The 17,424-nt window shown below is 49.5% G+C and carries 16 protein-coding genes and 1 tRNA gene; 12 read left to right on the top strand and 5 right to left on the bottom strand.

Translation table 11 applies throughout. The annotated features are described in order from the left end of the window. Positions 1 to 97: 97 nt before the first annotated feature. Positions 98 to 3,856, bottom strand: a complete 3,759-nt coding sequence (locus tag SH678x_RS10115; RefSeq protein ID WP_496922786.1) for a PAS domain S-box protein — start codon at positions 3,854 to 3,856, stop codon at positions 98 to 100. Positions 3,857 to 4,307: 451 nt separating this feature from the next. On the opposite strand from SH678x_RS10115, the gene SH678x_RS10120 reads away from it, so the two are divergent. The 3 genes from SH678x_RS10120 to SH678x_RS10130 all read left to right on the top strand — a co-directional run bounded on the left by SH678x_RS10120 (position 4,308) and on the right by SH678x_RS10130 (position 6,379). Then, complete coding sequence (locus SH678x_RS10120; RefSeq protein ID WP_496922787.1) at positions 4,308 to 4,829, top strand: PRC-barrel domain-containing protein; 522 nt, start codon at positions 4,308 to 4,310, stop codon at positions 4,827 to 4,829. A gap of 93 nt (positions 4,830 to 4,922) precedes the next feature. Then, entirely contained in the window at positions 4,923 to 5,126 is a 204-nt protein-coding gene (locus tag SH678x_RS10125) for a CsbD family protein (protein WP_496922788.1), read from the top strand. A gap of 143 nt (positions 5,127 to 5,269) precedes the next feature. After that, on the top strand, positions 5,270 to 6,379 hold the full coding sequence (locus SH678x_RS10130) for a zinc-binding metallopeptidase family protein (protein ID WP_496922789.1): 1,110 nt from the start codon (positions 5,270 to 5,272) through the stop codon (positions 6,377 to 6,379). Here SH678x_RS10130 and SH678x_RS10135 read toward each other — a convergent pair. Continuing rightward, the gene (locus SH678x_RS10135; protein ID WP_496922790.1) at positions 6,357 to 6,677 is read right to left on the bottom strand and encodes a hypothetical protein; all 321 of its coding nucleotides are present in this window, start codon (positions 6,675 to 6,677) and stop codon (positions 6,357 to 6,359) included. The two genes, SH678x_RS10130 and SH678x_RS10135, sit on opposite strands and share 23 nt — an antisense overlap. Before the next feature lie 111 nt (positions 6,678 to 6,788). After that, positions 6,789 to 6,956: a DUF1328 domain-containing protein gene (locus tag SH678x_RS10140; RefSeq protein ID WP_496922791.1), complete on the bottom strand. Its 168-nt coding sequence runs from the start codon at positions 6,954 to 6,956 to the stop codon at positions 6,789 to 6,791. A gap of 354 nt (positions 6,957 to 7,310) precedes the next feature. Between SH678x_RS10140 and SH678x_RS10145 the strand changes: the two genes are divergently transcribed. The 7 genes from SH678x_RS10145 to SH678x_RS10175 all read left to right on the top strand — a co-directional run bounded on the left by SH678x_RS10145 (position 7,311) and on the right by SH678x_RS10175 (position 11,915). Then, positions 7,311 to 7,859 (top strand): hypothetical protein, encoded by a 549-nt coding sequence (locus SH678x_RS10145; protein WP_496922792.1) that lies wholly within the window; start codon positions 7,311 to 7,313, stop codon positions 7,857 to 7,859. Positions 7,860 to 8,059: 200 nt separating this feature from the next. Continuing rightward, positions 8,060 to 8,467 carry a CsbD family protein gene (locus SH678x_RS10150; protein ID WP_496922793.1) on the top strand — a complete coding sequence of 136 codons (408 nt, stop codon included), beginning with the start codon at positions 8,060 to 8,062 and terminating at the stop codon, positions 8,465 to 8,467. A 33-nt stretch (positions 8,468 to 8,500) separates the two neighbouring features. After that, entirely contained in the window at positions 8,501 to 8,812 is a 312-nt protein-coding gene (locus SH678x_RS10155; RefSeq protein WP_496922794.1) for a hypothetical protein, read from the top strand. Positions 8,813 to 9,243: 431 nt separating this feature from the next. Next, the gene (locus SH678x_RS10160; RefSeq protein WP_496922795.1) at positions 9,244 to 9,426 is read left to right on the top strand and encodes a hypothetical protein; all 183 of its coding nucleotides are present in this window, start codon (positions 9,244 to 9,246) and stop codon (positions 9,424 to 9,426) included. Further along, complete coding sequence (locus tag SH678x_RS10165; protein ID WP_496922796.1) at positions 9,405 to 9,893, top strand: phage holin family protein; 489 nt, start codon at positions 9,405 to 9,407, stop codon at positions 9,891 to 9,893. Before SH678x_RS10160 ends, SH678x_RS10165 begins: the two co-directional genes overlap by 22 nt. Before the next feature lie 47 nt (positions 9,894 to 9,940). Then, entirely contained in the window at positions 9,941 to 10,144 is a 204-nt protein-coding gene (locus SH678x_RS10170) for a hypothetical protein (protein WP_496922797.1), read from the top strand. A gap of 319 nt (positions 10,145 to 10,463) precedes the next feature. Further along, entirely contained in the window at positions 10,464 to 11,915 is a 1,452-nt protein-coding gene (locus SH678x_RS10175) for a sigma-54-dependent transcriptional regulator (protein ID WP_496922798.1), read from the top strand. 9 nt (positions 11,916 to 11,924) lie between these two features. On the opposite strand, the gene SH678x_RS10180 is transcribed toward SH678x_RS10175, so the two are convergent. Beyond that, positions 11,925 to 14,786 (bottom strand): response regulator, encoded by a 2,862-nt coding sequence (locus SH678x_RS10180; protein WP_496922799.1) that lies wholly within the window; start codon positions 14,784 to 14,786, stop codon positions 11,925 to 11,927. An 863-nt stretch (positions 14,787 to 15,649) separates the two neighbouring features. Between SH678x_RS10180 and SH678x_RS10185 the strand changes: the two genes are divergently transcribed. Beyond that, positions 15,650 to 15,859 carry a hypothetical protein gene (locus SH678x_RS10185; protein WP_496922800.1) on the top strand — a complete coding sequence of 70 codons (210 nt, stop codon included), beginning with the start codon at positions 15,650 to 15,652 and terminating at the stop codon, positions 15,857 to 15,859. Positions 15,860 to 16,238: 379 nt separating this feature from the next. Here SH678x_RS10185 and SH678x_RS10190 read toward each other — a convergent pair. Further along, a tRNA-Pro gene (locus SH678x_RS10190) sits at positions 16,239 to 16,312 on the bottom strand. Positions 16,313 to 16,503: 191 nt separating this feature from the next. On the opposite strand from SH678x_RS10190, the gene pyrF reads away from it, so the two are divergent. Further along, a complete protein-coding gene (gene pyrF / locus SH678x_RS10195) occupies positions 16,504 to 17,418 on the top strand; it encodes an orotidine-5'-phosphate decarboxylase (protein ID WP_496922801.1) in 915 nt (304 codons plus the stop codon). Positions 17,419 to 17,424: the final 6 nt, after the last annotated feature.

Genomic DNA, 17,424 nt, shown 5'->3' on the forward strand with positions numbered 1-17,424 from the left:
GTCTAATTTGTCTCATTTACCTGTTCCTCCAATAGCTTGTCTTTGTGCCATCCAACTGCATGGTGCCTAAGCTCCCAAAATGCTGTGTCAGAAATCATTATTTCTGATTGGTGTTCCAGTTATGAATTGCTTGTAATAGCAGAGTGCGATCAACAGGTTTTACTAGGTGCAAATCAAAGCCTGCGTCGTGAGCCGCATTTTTGTCCTGTGGCTGTCCGTATCCAGTCACTGCTATCAGAAGGCATCTGCCAAATTTGGCGTCAGAGCGTAGCTGGCGTGCGACTTCGTAACCATCGATCCCGGGCAAGCCAATATCGCAAACCACAACGTCAGGCTGATATTGATGAGCTGTTTGCACTCCACTTGGCCCATCAAAAGCGGTGTGAACGCGATGCCCTTCTTTTTCCAGAAACTTGATGATTGGGTAAGAAGCATCCCGGCGATCATCAATCACCAGCACTGACAATGTGCCAACAGAGGAATCGAAATTTTCATTGGGGCTAGGTGATTTCTGAGCGGGAAGTGTAGCTTCGAGCGGCAACTCAACTTGAAAGGTGCTTCCCTGATTCAGTCCGGCACTTGTGGCTTGGACTCGACCCTCATGAAGTTCAACAAGCCCTTTGACAATCGCTAGACCCAGTCCGAGCCCTCCCCTGCCCCTTTCCAACGAAATGTCAGCTTGAACGAAGGGGTGGAAGATGCTGTTGAGCGTTGTTGGGGACATGCCAATACCGGTATCCACAACTTTTATGACACCGTTGTTTGCGGACTTATCAACGACAACCTCTATTCCGCCCCCCGGCTCGGTGAATTTGCCAGCATTGTGAATTAGATTGGTAAAGACTTGGCGTAAGCGTTCCCGGTCTCCGTTGATTGGTAACGGTTCACTTTCAATCGACAGCGTTATAGTCAGGCCTTTCTCATCCATTTCGCGGCGACAGTCAAAAATCACTTCGCGAATTAACAGCGTGAGATCAAAGGTGCTTTTGTCGAGCGTCACTTTGCCACGAACTATGCGTGAAACGTCGAGCAAATCGTCGATTAAGCGTTGCATAAACCGAGATTGCCGCCCGATGATTCTTTGCGCTTCAATTTGATCTTCTGCATCATGTGTGGGCGACTCAAGGATTTCGATGCCTCCTAAAATGCCAGCGAGCGGATTACGAAGCTCGTGTCCTAGCGTGGCCAGGAATTGATCTTTACGTTGATCAGCCTCGAGCAAAGCATTCTCGAGCTCTCGTAGTTCCGAAATATCCGTGTTGGTTCCAAACCAGCGGACAATTTTGCCGTCCGAGTTGTGAATCGGCCGGGCACGCGAAAGGAACCAGCGATATTGTCCATCTTGGCCACGCAGAGGGAACGTATCCTCCCAGAATTCGCCCGTTACCAGAGCTTGCTTGAATTTTTCGGTGACTCGATCGACATGGTCAGGATGATGGATGGTTTGCCATCCCCAGCCTTTCATGTCCGCGAGTGTCGTTCCCGTATACTCTAACCATTGACGGTTGTACCAGAAGATATAACCTGTCTCATCGGTCATCCAGGCGAGCTGCGAAATATTGTCGGCCAGACTACGGAAGTTTTCCTCGCTCTCACGCACATTGGCTTCGGCCTCTACGCGCGAGGTAATATTTTCATGGGATATAATTGCCCTCGGGCCGTCACCAGACTCGAACCGATTCACCCGCATCAAAAACCAGCGTGAGGCATCCGGACTGTGGCATGGATACTCCATTTCAAAATAAGAGGTTTTCTTTGCAAGGACATCCCGGATGGCTTGTGCGGCGATAGCTCCATCTTGGCAACCTTCGCCATGGCCGTAGCTTTCGCAAGCCTGTAAGTAATTTGTGCCTACACCATAGTCAGCATCAATAGTTTGATTCTGCTTCGCAAACTGTTGCCAGGCATCATTGACCAACAGGATCGTGCCTGCCTTGTCGACCACAGCAATGTGAGCCGGTAACGCATCTAAGGATTCCACAAGAAACTGCCGCGATTCCTGAAGTTCTGTTTCGGCACGCCGACGTTCAGCGACGTCTCGGAAGACCACCACAACTCCCAAGATTTCGCCCTCTACGAGGATCGGAGCGCCGCTATCGTCAATCGGATGTCTCTGGCCATCCTTCGCAACAAGAATAGTGTGGTTCGCAAGACCAACGATGACTCCTTCACGAAGCACCTTGTCAACAGGACTTTCTACAAGTTCGCTGGAAGTCTCGTTAATAATATGGAATACGTGGTTAGCGAGTTGGCCAGCTGCTTCCTCTTGGGTCCACCCGGTCAGTTGTTGCGCAACGCTGTTTAGGAAGGTAACACGCCCTTCGGCATCAGTCGTCATGACTGCATCACCGATACTTGTGAGTGTTACTTCCAGCAACTTGCGATTTTCAGCCAGCAATTGGATCCGTTCAGCGAGTTCGGCTTTCGCCTTCTTTTCCTGAGTTATGTCGCGTAGATAGGCCGTAAATCGAGGCAAGCCCTCGCCTTGAATTCGCGTGATCGCTAGTTCGACGGGAAATTCAGTTCCATCAGCACGTAATGCGGTTAATTCCAATCTTTTGTTGAGAATCGACGATTGGCCTGTTTCAAGATGGCGAATCATACCCTGCTTATGGCGATCGCGCAGGCTGGGCGGGACAATCAGGTCGCCGAGTTCTTTTCCCATGGCGACATCACGTGAATAGCCAAAGATTTGCTCGGCGGCCGGATTGAATTCGATGACGCGGCCTTCATGGTCGCAGGTGATCATGGCGTCCAAAGCCGTATTGAGAATAGCGCTTTTAAGGGCTTCACTTTCTCGCAACGCCTTTTCCGACTGGCGATCTTCGGAAACGTCACGAAAGACCAGCACGGCTCCATGAATTTCTCCGCTTAAACCGCGTATGGGAGAGGCGCTGTCGGCAATCGCGCACCGGCTGCCATCTTTGGCAATCAATTCCGTGTGATTAGCTAAGCCAACGATCGTGCCCTGCTCAAGCGCCCGTAGGGCCGGATTATCAACGACTTCCCCTGTGGTTTCGTTGACGATATTAAAAACGGTGGTCAAATCTTGGCCGGCCGCGTCTTCTTGCGTCCAGCCCGTCAATTCCACGGCAATCGGATTAAGCATCGTCACACGGCCCTGGGGATCGGTAGCAATGACGCCATCGCCAATGCTTGTCAGGGTTATCTCGAGCTGCTCCCGCTCACGGTGAATAATTTCAGCCGCTCGATCACGATCGCTCATACTGCGAGAGACAAAATAAAACAGCATGCCGATGGCAAGAACTCCCAACAGCGAGGAAATAGCACCGCTAGTGACTGCTGTCCGGTAGCTATTGCGACTTTCCTGGGACCGACGGAACAGCAGAGCATGTTCTGCTTCCAGCATCTCGCTAATCTGCATCCGCAGCAGATCCATTTGTTCTTTACCGCGATCTCCCTTGAGATCCTCTTGCGCAGCTTCAAATCCCTCTAAATTGCGCTTGTCGAGCACATCCTTCAGAATTGCGAGACGACCATGGAGCGAAGTGTTGATGTCGGCAACACGCTTTTGTTGCCGCTCATTGTCCGATGTCAGCTTTTCTAGATCCTCCATTCGGTCATGGATCACGGACAAAGCTGAGTGGTAGGGTTCAAGATAGCTTTCCTTGCCAGTAATAATAAATCCGCGTTGGCCGGTTTCAGCATCAACCGCCGAGGCTAGTAGGCTGTCCAAGGCGGCGATTACTTCGTGGGTGTGAGCCACCCACTTAGAATCTTCATGCAGCTGTTTCGTGTTCAAATAACTCACGACGGCACTGACAAGTAACAAAACGACAATCAGTCCAAAGGCCGCAAATAGCCGATTGTCCAAGGGGAGTCGATGCAGCTGCAAGTCACGTAATCCTTCTGCAAAAGAAAAACAGCAGGAATGAACGAATTCAAGCCATTGTGATTTTAGCGAAGTTAATTCTGAGCGATTACAAACCAACCAAATCAATTAGTAACAGTATGTTCACTATGGGTTTGCCGTAGCAAGTGGCTCAGTTTGAGATTTGCCGTAAAACGCACGGCTACTTTTCTCGCCGCCCTATTTTGCTGCTCGCTCGTACGGCGAAATGGTTCGTAAACGTCCAGTAAATTGCCATCCGCTTTTTATTAGGCCCAATCTTTGGTTTAGTTCCTTTAGTGCGTACTAACGACCAATGACCGGCATAGTCTTTGCAACTCAAGATGCTCATCGCTTTCCAGAGAATGTCTGGGAAGAAACACTTCGGACGTTAGTCGCTCTGACGCCGATCTACTCGAATATGGCCTATCAAGGCCGCAATAAAGGAGAAATGAAGATGTCTGTCACGAAACTGTTTGGCGCACTCGCGATTGTGTTCGCCTGCGTCGGGCTTACTCATGCCCAAGAAGTACAAACCATTGACCCAAGTCTACAGAAACCAGCAGACCAGCAGCATTCGGCGAACTATCGTGGCGACGTTAACTCGGCTGCCAGCAAGATTCATCGTGCGAGTGAAGTCCTAGGTCTTAATGTCATGTCTCCGAACAATGAAGACACGATTGGCGAAGTTGATGATCTAGTTCTCGATGCCGAGAACGGAACTATTCGTTATGCGGCAGTCTCTGTCGGCGGCTTCTTGGGCATTGGCGATAAGATGGTTGCCGTTCCCTGGAAGGCTTTTGAATGCCGCAAGGACGAAGATGGCAATTCTTATCTTTCGTTAAACACAACCAAGGAAAAGCTGGAAAAAGCCCCTGGTTTTGATCAAGACCACTGGCCAGATTTTGGCAATGAGAAGTGGTCGACAGACAACGACCGTCATTATGGCGTGAGTGTCAACGTCAATACCAATCGATAATGAGTGAGTAATTGCTCACTCGACGATGCCGTTCCACGGGGCAAGCCGTGGGGCGGCTTTTTTTTATTCAATATCTTATGTGGGAGAATAACAATGAACTGGGATCAAATTCAAGGCAATTGGAAACAGATGAAGGGCAAAGCCAAGCAGCAATGGGGAAAGCTCACCGACGACGATCTGGATCGTGTTGAAGGGAAGCGCGAAGAGCTTGCCGGCCGTATTCAGGAGCGTTATGGCTACGCGAAGGAGAAAGTTGATCAAGAAATGGAACAATTCGCTAAGAGCTGCAATTGCTAATCGAATAATGGTGCACAACGAGCGGCGGTATTGCTCATTGTTCGTGAAACGTATGAGTTTCACAACATCTGTAATACGGCCGCTCTTTTTGTATAATTCGCTTGTTCAATTAATAACATTTCACGTAAGAGTCGATTCGGTATATGCGTACTTTTTCCTGCCAGTGTGGTATCCGCTTATTCTTTGAGAACACTCAATGCTTAGTGTGCGGCCGCAATGTGGGTTGGTGCGAGGCTTGCGGTCAGATTGCTTCTTTTTTGAACGATAACGAGCACTTTGTTTGCGACAACTGCGGCCAAGTCGCACAGAAGTGCCATAACTTTAGCGTTGAGCAAGTTTGCAATCGCTTCGTCGCGGTTGATCCTGAAGTCTCCCAGGATGCACTTTGCACTTCGTGCGTACTCACGGAAACAATTCCTGATCTTGCCATTGAAATCAATCGAGTTAAGTGGCGCCGGTTGGAACAAGCTAAGCGGCGACTTCTCTACCAACTGGATTTGCTCAATCTTCCCTATGGCGGTGTCGTGCCAGCACTGAGTTTTGACTTCAAAGGCAATGTGCTCGCTGACAATTGCGTTTATCGTAAAGGCGAAGAAACAGAGTACGTCTATACAGGACATGCTGACGGAAAAATTACGATCAATATCGACGAGGCCGACGATGTCAAGCGCGAGCAACTTCGTGTTGATATGAACGAAGCCCAGCGAACTTTAATCGGTCATTTTCGTCACGAAGTCGGGCACTACTATTGGCAGCTCCTTGTGCAAGACACGGACGAAGAAGCTTTCACGGCCCTTTTTGGAGACCATAATAATCCCGATTACGGATCGGCACTTACCCAATATTATGCCAACGGTCCACGTCCTGATTGGGCTCTCAATTACGTAAGCGCATATTCGACGGCACATCCTTGGGAAGATTTTGCCGAAACATTCGCACTCTATCTTGATATCCGTTCCGTGCTCGATACTGCGGAACATCTTAAATTGCCCTTGCCAGCTATGAAGATGAACGACGAATGCACCAAGTACATTACTGCTTATCAAAAGCTGGGCATCATCGTGAACGAAATCAATCGATGCCTAGGAATCTTTGATCTTGTGCCCGAGATTATTGCCGATCCGGTCGTCAAGAAACTTACTTACATTCATCAACTGATCCTCAATCCTGCGATTGATGAATCGAGAAAGTTGACCGATACTCCCAAGACAGAACCTCTTTCAGAAGCACTTACGGCGTCACAGGACTCGTAACTGGCGTTTCAGTGGGCGTTGTCGTGACAGGTTCCGTATCTCTGGAGTGGCGTTCTAATTCGGCGGAAGCGGTGCTTGGAGCAACCGGTTGCTCTTGGACTGTATTGTCGTCATTCGAAATGGCACGAGCTCCCGACTTGATCACCTCTTCCGTCTTTTCCAAGGCATCTTCGGTGTCACGCCGGATCTCATCCGTTTCAATAGTGACGCTTGTTTTGCCTGGGGCGCTTCCGAAAGTTAACCAGCCGGCGAATCCCATAAGCAACACAATTAAAGCAAGAACAATGATAGCTCTCATGGTAAAGACCTTAAATCAAGATAAACATTATCGCATAAAAAAACCGCCGCTAGCCTCATGAGTTCTAGCGGCGGAGTTTGCCTGTTCCACTATTTCAGTGTGTGATGTCCGCTATACGGAATTTCGCAACCGTGGAACCACCAAGCTGATCAGAAACAGGACTATAAAGACAAAGAACAATATTTTGGCAATGCCTGTCGCAGCTCCGGCAACACCACCAAAACCGAGAGCAGCTGCGATCAAAGCAACAATCAAAAACGTTAGCGCCCAACTCAACATCTCACACCTCAACTTTCCACAAGTGAATCTAAGATTTCGCCGCTTGACCCAATGTAAGTCGGCTTGAGACGTTCGAGTGAGCTCTTGCGTCTCGACGTCCTAAGTGGATGCAATCACTATGCCAAAACAAAAGCAGGCTTCGTTTTGTAGGCAATTTAATTGTCTCATTAATTTCTGCACTTAAATTTGCCAGAGCAAGGTTGAAGAGTTTGATGAAGTGCTGGTCGTTAAGCGATCACCCTGGACCGGGAGCATGCCGATGCATTTGCTTCATTGCAGTCTAAGAGCCGGCATACAAATTGCGACCGAGTTGGTCAACAAGTTTGCATTTCGATCACTGAGAAAGGGACTGCTATGTTGCAAAATGAAAAAACACAATCTACCAACATGATTGTTGGTGTCTTCTCGACGCTACATGACGCTGAAGCCGCTGTTCGAGGGCTTGAGAATATCGGGCTCACTCAAGAGCAGATTACTGTCATTAGTTCCAGCGACGTGGTTCGACAGCATTTTCCAGAATATCGCCCAGATGTTGATTCTGAAGATTGGAAGGGTGCAGCCGTGCTAGGAGGAACCACAGGTGCTGTACTTGCAAGTTTGACCTCAGTCGCAGCTATAGTGACGGGAGCAGGAGTGCCAATTCTACTTGCAGGTGGTTTAGCAAGCTTTCTGACCGGTGGAGTCGTGGGTGGGCTAGCCGGTGCAATGACCGAGCGTGGCTTCGAAACGGAAGCGGCAGATTACTATGAGCTCGCTGTGGCCGACGGCAAGACTCTGGTAGCTGTTGATTTCTCGAATCTTGAGCACACCGATTCAATGCAAGTTGACGCTGCCGGAGTGCTCGAAGCGTCCGGCGCAGAACCTTTAGAACTCAGCAAGAACCCTGATTTTTCCTCGAAATAGCTGGTCTTGTTGACTCGCCGGTTCGCTAAATGGAAGAATCAATAAATGGGAAAGTTCGATTTTCATCGGAAAAGCGGCCGCACAAATTACGACGTACAATTTCGTTGATTGGCACAACGGTTGCTCCTGTTAATTGCATATGTGCGTCAACCTAATTAAATGATCTTACCTTAATACTCTTACTTAAAGGGAGTCTTACTATGCTTACAAAAGAAGAACTGACCGGCACTTGGAACGATATCAAAGGTCGCGTCAAGCAGGAATGGGGCAACATCAGTGATGATGACCTCAAGCAAGTGGAAGGAAGCATTGACCGTTTGGTCGGTGTCATTCAGAAAAAGACAGGTGTTGCTCGTACAGAAATCGAGAACACTTTGAAATCTCTCTCGGAACAGTCCTCGAGTATGCTCGGCAATGCTTCACAAGCCGTGCAAGGAGCGACCCAGGCTGCACAGGAGTATGCGAATCAAGCATCTGACATGGCCAAGGAACAATATGGTCGTGCTCAGGATATGGTCCGGCAACGCCCTGCGGAATCGGTCATTGTTTCGTTCGGCACGGGTTTGCTTGTGGGGGTTGTCGTCGGTTTGATGTTCCGCTCCAAATAAGGCAATGCCTGCTTTGATATAAGGAGATTAATCATGATTGCTGAAAAATACGAAGATATGGCGAACTGTGCTGACGATTGTTTGTCGTCAGTTAATAATTATGTTCATCGAGGCACGGAGCAAATTTCACAGCTTATACAGGACCGCCCTGCTCGCTCGCTGATGGTGACCTGTCTTGCTGGCTTTGGGGTGGGGCTATTGTTGAGTCGTCTGTTGACCCACGAAGAGCCACGACGTTCGTATGGCGCATTTGATCGCCATACTGCAGAACGATTTGGCCGCAACTTGCTAGAACGGGTCGAACAAGCGATGCCAACCATGTTGCGCGAACGGCTGGGAAAATAAACTAGTTGGTAAAGGTGTTAAGATGCACATTAATGGCCGGCAAAATATCGACGAAGTACTTGCACGGATGGAGGTAGTGCGGGGGCGTCTAGATCGAGATGCGCAGGCTACGAAACAATCTGTCCAAAATATGACAGATTGGCGGTACATTGTCAGAAAGAATCCAATAGCGACTGTAGCAATTGCCGCTGTGGCTGGGTTTCTGCTTGTTCCAAGGAAACGACAACCGTCACCTTCTTTAACTACTGCCGACATCGAGAGGCTTGCAAAGGAACACACGGTTATTGTGACAAAAGAATCGTCGGCTTCGCCCGGTTTAGTAGGTACAGTTGCCGCGATTGCCGGCGCAGCGCTCACTCGGGCCGCCACAAACTTCCTGGCCACTAAGGTGAGTGAGTTTTCTAAGTTTTCAGAGCGGGAGGAGGTTGATCATGCCTAGTCCTGTCTACACAGAGCGTGAAAATGAGACGATCGAATTGCAGGAGCGAGCGCAACATCTCGTGGCAACTTCCGTCGACGCTCTCAAAAAGTCGATCCATAATCACCCGGGAATGGCCCTACTCGTTTCCGCCAGCATAGGAGTGGTCCTAGCATGGTTGACCAAACGCCGATAAACCGTTTTCACGGTTACAGCTGGGAAAAAGTTTCCCACGATAATCAGGATGCAGAGAATCAGCAGATGAGCGGATTTAAACAACTATTGGGTGATGTTGCTGAGTTGGCGGAACTACAAGCTCGCTTGATAGTTAACGATGTACGCAAATCGACAGTGGCAACGATTCAGCCCACAGTGTTTGTGATTGTGTCAACGACTCTGCTATTGGGGGCGATGCCAATTTTGCTCTTTGGCATCTCCTCACTCCTTGTTGAGGAACTGCAGTGGCAGCCACACGTCGCCCAGTTAAGCTGTGCGGGAGGGGCTTTATTGGTTGCCATGGGGCTAGGTGCCCTGGCGATTAAAAAATTTAAGCAATGTACGAATCCCCTGCAGCGATCGCTTAGCGAACTCGAGAAGAACTTTGAAACTTTGCGCGTGATGCTTGGGAAGACCAGCCAACCGTCTGCCGATCACCAGCTCTAGTCCCACACGCTCGAAATACAGAAACCGTCAACCTCAAGGAGTTTTCCATGTCAAACCAAAGTGGCTCTGCCGGAACGGCCTATTCGCAAACAACGACGCCTGCTAACCCATCGAAACTGGGAGCAGATTTGCAGCCCGCCCAGGACGCAATTGATTATCTGAAGGCTTATGCTCGTGAACGGCCCGAAGTCGCGGCCTTGTGGTGTTTTGGCATAGGCTTTGTCCTTGGTTGGAAGCTAAAGCCTTGGTAAACCGACATACTCACTAGTCCGTCGATTGCGCATTAATCGAAAGAGCCGACTCCATGTCGGCTCTTTTCCTTTTGATCCCAAACTCACTAACTACAGTGGCAAAAATCAGCCATACTGATCGTTCTCAGTCCACCCCTATGGGTGGTGTATTTGGGTGGCTATATAAAATGCCTTGTGAACAGAGCTTTTTTTCACGTTGGTTGTTTGGAACGCATGTTGCTTTTGAAGTCTACCACATAGTCTTTCGTTTGACTTGTTCGCGTTTTCGGAATTGAGCAAGCAAATTACGCAACAAAATAACTCACTTTTTGGATATGGCATGAGAAGTATACTAACCATCGATGATGACCGTTCGGTTCACCACATGATCAAGAAGAGCTTGGAATCACTCGATGCCGAAATGATCAGCGCGTTTTCGGCAGAAGAAGGCCTAGCGAAGATCGACGAGTACAAGCCCGATGCCATTTTGCTCGACGTGATGCTGCCTGATATGTCGGGACTCGAAGCATTCGGCATGATCCGCGACAAAGACAGTCGCCTGCCCGTGATTGTTGTTACAGGCTCTGGTTCGAGCGATACAGCGATTCAAGCTATGAAGCTTGGTGCCTTTGATTATGTCAACAAACCCATCGAAGTGGCTCGGCTACAAGAATTAGTCAGTCATGCCTTGGAATCTAGACGGATATCCAATGTTCCCGTAGGTATGCAAGGGATGCTCAAGCCCGACGAAAAGGGTGATGCATTCATCGGCCGTTGCGGGGCAATGGAAGAGGTTTTCAAAGCCATTGGCCGCGTTGCACCGCAGAATGTGACAGTTCTTGTCCGCGGCGAGAGTGGTACAGGCAAGGAATTGGTCGCACGCGCCATCTATCAATACAGCTCTCGAGCAAATGGACCATTTTTGGCCGTGAACTGTGCGGCACTTTCTGAAACATTGTTGGAAAGTGAACTGTTCGGTCACGAAAAAGGAGCTTTCACGGGCGCACACAGTCGACGTATCGGCAAGTTTGAACAGTGTTCCGGCGGTACGATTTTTCTCGACGAAGTGGGCGACATGTCGCCTCTGGTTCAGGGAAAAGTTTTGCGCTTACTACAAGAGCAGAAGTTTGAACGCGTGGGCGGCAACGAAACGATTCAAACGGACGTCAGAATTATTTCGGCGACAAATCGCGACCTTGAGCAAATGGCTGAGGAAGGTACCTTCCGAAGTGATTTATATTACCGACTCAACGGCTACACAATCACACTTCCTCCACTACGCGATCGCGAGGGAGATGTAGTTCTGCTGCTAGAGCATTTTCTGGCACTTCTCAATCGTCAGCTTGGGAAACAAGTCAAGGGAATTGCGCCGGCCGCGCTACAGCGTTTGTTGGATTATGAATGGCCTGGAAACATCCGCGAACTCCAAGGCATTTTACGGCAAGGGATGCTGCAATGTTCGGGCGAAGTTTTGCTTGAATCTTCGCTTCCTACGGAACTAAAGCCATCGTTAGTACAACATGGCCGAGAAAAGACCGTGGAGAGTTCTACCGCAAAATCTGCGGTCGGATTGTCGCAATTTATCAACGAACGACTCGGTTCTCTCTCCAAGGATCTGTATGCTGAGACTTTGGCTCAGATGGAGACTGAATTGCTCACGATGGTCCTGCAACATGCGGGTGGCAATCAGTCCGAGGCATCCAGAATTTTGGGCATTACTCGTGGCAGCTTGCGAAACAAAATTCGTACTCACGGCATTTCTATCGATCAGGTCGTCACCTTGGAAAATTGACCAGATAGCCTAATTGCCAGCTTTTTGGCGATAACGCTCAAGATTTACGGCCAGTTCGCTTGCTGCCGATTTGAGATCATTGATCAAGTTGCTAATGCCATGCAATTCTCTCTGCTTGGCGGCTGTCTCAATTTGCTGCGCAATATCTCGGGCTATGTTTGCATCGAAATTGGCGACCAATCCTTTCATGCTATGTGCAGCACGCTCAAGCGAAGGTGCATCGTTGGCAGTAGCCGACTCTTCCAATTTCACGACGAGAGACGGGTAGTCTTCCAAAAAGAATCCTATGAGATCCACTAGAAGTCCTTCGTCTCCATCGAGCCGACGCAGGGCCCGATCGAGATCCATGATGTCGCTTGAGTCGTTTGGCCGATAGGCCGGCATCGATGCTGATTGGTTATCGTCCATGCTTTGCTCGGATTGAGGTTGATTGTTTTGTCGCTTTTGTCCATGACTTTCCACAATTTCGATGAGCCGACGGATATTGATCGGCTTTGAAATATAGTCATCCATTCCCGCCGCTAGGCAACGATGGCGGTCGCCAACCATGGCGTGCGCTGTCATGGCAATAATCGGAATTCGTTCGCTTAATTCATGCTCTACTTCACATGCTCGAATGGCTTCGGTCGCCTGCAAGCCATCCATACTAGGCATTTGCACGTCCATGAGAATAACGTCATAGGAGTGCTGCCGAAATTGGTCCACGGCTTCCCGTCCATTGACGGCGGAAACGACATTATGACCTCGTTTGTGCAGAACACGTTCGACAACCTTTCGATTGGCGGGCGTGTCTTCGGCCAATAATACATTAAGTGTACGCTCCGGGGGACGACTGTGCTTCAAATCGCCAGGCCGCATGGGATCAATCGTGGCCACTCCCATTGCCGTGACGATAGCGTCAAATAGGTTGGATTGAGAGATCGGTTTTTCGAGTACCCCGTCAAATGACAGTTCTTGACAACGCTCTTTAAATGCGAGCCGATCGGCAGCGGAGAGCATCAGAATCGTTTTTGTGCCAGCTTTGGTTCTCGCCCTTATTTCCTCGACCAACTGAAAACCATCATGCTCTGGCATAATGGCATCTACTACGGCCAAAGGGATTGGCTTGCCGTCTGTAAGTGAGGATTCGATTTTCTCAAGTGCCGTTCGCGCATCAGCCGTTACCACCGGCATCATCTGCCAGTCGGCCAGTAGCCGCGCGATGATTTCGCGATTCGTTTCGTTGTCATCGGCAACCAGCACGGGCAAGTTGCGAAGCTGCGAGATATTAGGGCGTTTTGTTTTTTGCTCGACGACAATTTCGTCAGCTAGAGCGAAGCGAGTTGTGAAGTAAAATCTACTGCCCGAGCCCAATTCACTTTCAACCCAGAATTGACCACGGAAGCAATTGATAAGGTGAGTTGCGATCGCCAAACCGAGTCCCGTTCCCGCGAAACGGCGAGTCGAGGATGCATCGGCTTGGGTGAATGGTGCAAAGATTCGCTGTTGATCTTCCTCGGAGATACCAATGCCGGTATCAGAAACACAAAATCGCAGCACACAGCTCCGCCCCGAGCTGCTATCGACATTAACTTCAACGACGATTTCGCCTTCATCGGTGAACTTAATTGCGTTGCCGACAAGGTTGGTAAGAATTTGGCGTAAGCGTAGCGAGTCACCATGAAGTGCATCAGGAACATCGTTGTTCACGCGGCAGGCAATTTCCAGTCCTTTCCGATAGGCCCTTGAACCGATGCTCCGCAAGGATTCATCAATGAGTTCCCGCAGACTGAAGTTGACCTCCTCAAGAACGAACTTGCCCGATTCAAGTTTTGAAATATCAAGAACGTCGTTAACCAGCGTAAGTAATAAATCGGCCGACTCGCGCGTGGTTTCCAAATAGTCGCGCAGTTCGGGGGAAAGTTCCTCATCCAGGGCCAATTCCGTCATGCCGATAATGGCGTTCATCGGTGTGCGTAGTTCGTGACTCACGTTCGCTAGAAATTCGGACTTGGCTCGGCTTGCGCGTTCCGCTTCCTCCAAGGCATCTCGCAATGCCTCCGCGGCACGCACGCGATCGGAGATATCACGAGCAATTGAAACATAACCCTTCAATTGATCGTTCTTATCACGAATCGGCGACGCAGTAATAGAAACGGAAACGTCTGTACCATCGGCGCGTCTTCGTATCGTGTCGAAGGGAGGAACATCACGGCCCGCTTTCAGCATGGCAATACAGCGGTCGAATTCGAGTTGCCGATCCGGGGGTAAAATCGTGCTGATATGGCTGCCAAGGATACTCGTAGCCTCGTAGCCATAGATATTCTCAGCGCCATGGTTCCAATGCAAAATGATGCCATCAAGAGATAACTCGATGACGGCATCATTGCTGCTATCCAGAAGTCCATTTAGGATTGGGGCACCCTCGCGCTGTTTTTCTTCAAGGTTTCTATAGGAAAGAAAACTCCTTATCGCAGAGACGCTTGCGTCTTGTAATAATTTGGTCAGATTTTGAGTTTCTACGCCAGTCAACTCTCGCGGGAGTTGATCTCGTAGAACATTCATTATGGCATGCAGGAGTAATTGATAGTCGCGGATGACAAGTTCTAGTTCCCATCCTTGCTGCCAACGTTGAATACCGTGTTCTCGCGCGGCGGGTTGTGTCTTTGAGTTTCGACCAGAGCGGCCTGCGATAAGATCCTGCGAAAGCCGAGTTATAAACTGAGGAAGATGATCTCGAAGTTCAACTCGATGAGCTGTGCGACTAGAAGAAGGTAAACGTTGCTCAACTAACCTTTCCCAAAACTCCAGAATCGCCGCAGAATGCGCATTGACAGCCTTCCCCAATTCAGGCAATTGGTCAGGCCATTCGTCAAACGTCATTTCATACATTGCCGATGCATCTCTTAAGTCGGTCGAGCATATGTTCGTTAAGCATCGCTGACTATCAATACGAACGGTAGTTACGAGTTAAAGGGGTAAATTTGAGCTTCCCCCAAAGACTTGGCACATATCGGTTATGGCCAGTTCGTTCGCGACTAACACGAGAAACGAACTTCTAGAATTTGATGGCAATCATCGTGCCACGTTATGATGCGATCGCAATTTGCGTTAAATGGCTCGAAACGAATGCGGATTCGCCAATTTAACGCATCAATTGCCCGATAGATTCGGTTTATCCGAGGCCAGGGTGATTCATTAAAAACCACGCAGTGAACGATTCGTCTATTTCACGCACTCTTCGGATTCAAGACTATGTCTCGCATCTCAAATGACCAATACGCTATTTGGTACAGCCCATGTTGATGTCCCGGAACAAAATCGCTAGTGCCAAACGACTTTGGGCTAAGTTGGCTCTCAACTCCCGCATCTTCTTCTCTGAATCACTCCAGCTTTGGCGGATTTGCTTACACTTTGCCGTCAAACGTGATTCCATGCCGGTTGCTTTTGCTTGTGAAGTCATTTGGTAACTCCTTTCGAATGAAAAATGCTCAATAACGTAACGGCCCTGAAGTTAGCGAATTATATGCCAGAAAGTTTGTTCGCTGACTGGGCTTTCATACGTTAGTATCTTTCCCGAAGTTCATTTCACTTCTTGTCCGCTTCTGGCCGCGAAAAGTTCGAATTGGGCGATTGGTAGCCAGTTGAATCAGGACTCGAACCTTTAACGAGTAGTTTTTGACGATTATTCATTGGCACGTTATTAGCTAAATCGCATTTCGTACTATTTTGAGACTTATCCGGAGGAATGACCGATGAAATGCGAATTTCTAGAAGGCTTGTCGAGTGTGTTGACTTCTTTGCTGTTTTCTCTTGTTTTGATCATGCCGGCGACTTTTGTAGGGTGCGCTGAAAAGGAGAAGGTTCTAGACATCGAAACACCCAACGCGGATATCGAAGTGGAACGAGATGTCGACACAGGTGAAACCGATGTCGAGGTCAATCGTGAAACCCCAGCCCCTTAAAGCGTCAAATTATTTTTCGTGACTTAAGGGCGCAAGGATCTGCCTAGATAGACGCGGCGATTGTTCATCCTAATTTTGAAAGCTTTTAAGAATGACAGAGACTGTTCTTGAGTCTTCAACTTCGGTGGCACCGACCATAGAAGACGTATATGACCATTTCAATTCCAGTCCTTATCCCCATTTAGTAGCTTTTGTAAGCTGTGTAAAAAACTCAGAAGTGATTCTGAGCGGAGTTGCTATTTCCTTCCACTCCAAGCAATTAGCGCAAAACGTTGCTGCGCATTGTCCTGGAAGTACGAAGGTCAATAACTTGATCCGGGTGGATTACGCAAGCAACTATCGGCGAGTCGATACATACTCGAATGCATAAGAAAAGAAGTCGGGCCGACAAGATTTGAACTTGCGACCTTTTGACCCCCAGTCAAACGCGCTACCAGACTGCGCCACGGCCCGATTCGAAGAAAACTCTTTAGAGAGTCGCGAACGATCTGTTCACGACGCGGGGGGAATTGAGAAACAGCCAGTATTTCAGATTCACCCGCCCTTTGCAACGCCTGAATTTTTGGCCCATTGAGCCCTACTTAACCCTGCTATTATCATGCGGCTATGAAATTGGTCGCTATTGTTAGTTCGGGAGTAAGGCGTTGAAGCAATTTGGAGATCTGTTGGCGGAGGCCATTCGGCGTCGGGGCAATCCTGTAGTGGTAGGACTTGATCCGCGGTGGGAACAATTGCCAGCCGGTCTTCGGCAGGTTTCGATTGATAACTCAACGGCCCGCGCTCAAGCTTACGAGCGGTTCTGTTGCGATATTGTCGATACGGTTGCATCGCTTGTTCCCGCGGTCAAACCGCAGGCGGCGTTTTTTGAGGAACTTGGGCCTGCGGGATTGGTTGCGTTGGGGAATATCGTTACGTACGCCCGCCAACAAGGCCTGCTCGTGATCATGGATGGCAAGCGGAACGACATTGGTTCGACAGCCGAAGCCTATGCCCGTGGGTATTTGGGACGCGAATGGAGCGGTTGGGGTTGCGATGCTCTCACGATCAGTCCTTATCTTGGTGCCGATAGTTTGGAACCCTTTATCAATGTTGCCCATGAACGTGGCGCCGGGTTGTTCGTGCTTGTGAAGACCTCTAACCCTGGTAGCGGGATGCTACAGGATCGCCTAATTGACGGCGAACCGCTGTATCGGGTTGTCGCCAAATATGTCGAAGAGCAATCCGCGGCACATGTTGGCGAATCTGGTTATGGCAGTGTTGGTGCGGTGGTTGGTGCGACTTATCCTGAACAACTGGTCGAACTGCGTGCCGCGATGCCGCACACTTGGTTTCTGGTCCCGGGCTACGGCAGTCAAGGCGGCACAGCCAAGGACGTCGCCCCTGCCTTCGATTGCAACGGCCTTGGCGCCTTGATTAACAACTCACGCGGGATCATCTTTGCTCACCAACGGCCTGAGTACAAAGACTGCTTCGGCGAAGCTCGGTGGCAGGAAGCCGTTGCCGCGGCGACGACCGACATGATCGCCCAACTGCATGCTGAGATCCCTGCGATTCGTTGAATCGCG

It is taken from the genome of Bythopirellula superficialaquae, from assembly GCF_059632245.1.

Bases quoted from the DNA above. Each gene is read 5' to 3' on its own strand.
- SH678x_RS10140 (WP_496922791.1), bottom strand. From the start codon at position 6,956: ATGTTGAGTTGGGCGCTAACGTTTTTGATTGTTGCTTTGATCGCAGCT.
- SH678x_RS10160 (WP_496922795.1), top strand. From the start codon at position 9,244: ATGCCTAGTCCTGTCTACACAGAGCGTGAAAATGAGACGATCGAATTG.
- SH678x_RS10145 (WP_496922792.1), top strand. From the start codon at position 7,311: ATGTTGCAAAATGAAAAAACACAATCTACCAACATGATTGTTGGTGTC.
- SH678x_RS10125 (WP_496922788.1), top strand. From the start codon at position 4,923: ATGAACTGGGATCAAATTCAAGGCAATTGGAAACAGATGAAGGGCAAA.
- SH678x_RS10185 (WP_496922800.1), top strand. From the start codon at position 15,650: ATGAAATGCGAATTTCTAGAAGGCTTGTCGAGTGTGTTGACTTCTTTG.
- SH678x_RS10120 (WP_496922787.1), top strand. From the start codon at position 4,308: ATGTCTGTCACGAAACTGTTTGGCGCACTCGCGATTGTGTTCGCCTGC.
- SH678x_RS10150 (WP_496922793.1), top strand. From the start codon at position 8,060: ATGCTTACAAAAGAAGAACTGACCGGCACTTGGAACGATATCAAAGGT.
- SH678x_RS10155 (WP_496922794.1), top strand. From the start codon at position 8,501: ATGATTGCTGAAAAATACGAAGATATGGCGAACTGTGCTGACGATTGT.
- SH678x_RS10135 (WP_496922790.1), bottom strand. From the start codon at position 6,677: ATGAGAGCTATCATTGTTCTTGCTTTAATTGTGTTGCTTATGGGATTC.
- SH678x_RS10130 (WP_496922789.1), top strand. From the start codon at position 5,270: ATGCGTACTTTTTCCTGCCAGTGTGGTATCCGCTTATTCTTTGAGAAC.
- SH678x_RS10165 (WP_496922796.1), top strand. From the start codon at position 9,405: ATGGTTGACCAAACGCCGATAAACCGTTTTCACGGTTACAGCTGGGAA.
- SH678x_RS10180 (WP_496922799.1), bottom strand. From the start codon at position 14,786: ATGTATGAAATGACGTTTGACGAATGGCCTGACCAATTGCCTGAATTG.
- SH678x_RS10175 (WP_496922798.1), top strand. From the start codon at position 10,464: ATGAGAAGTATACTAACCATCGATGATGACCGTTCGGTTCACCACATG.
- SH678x_RS10170 (WP_496922797.1), top strand. From the start codon at position 9,941: ATGTCAAACCAAAGTGGCTCTGCCGGAACGGCCTATTCGCAAACAACG.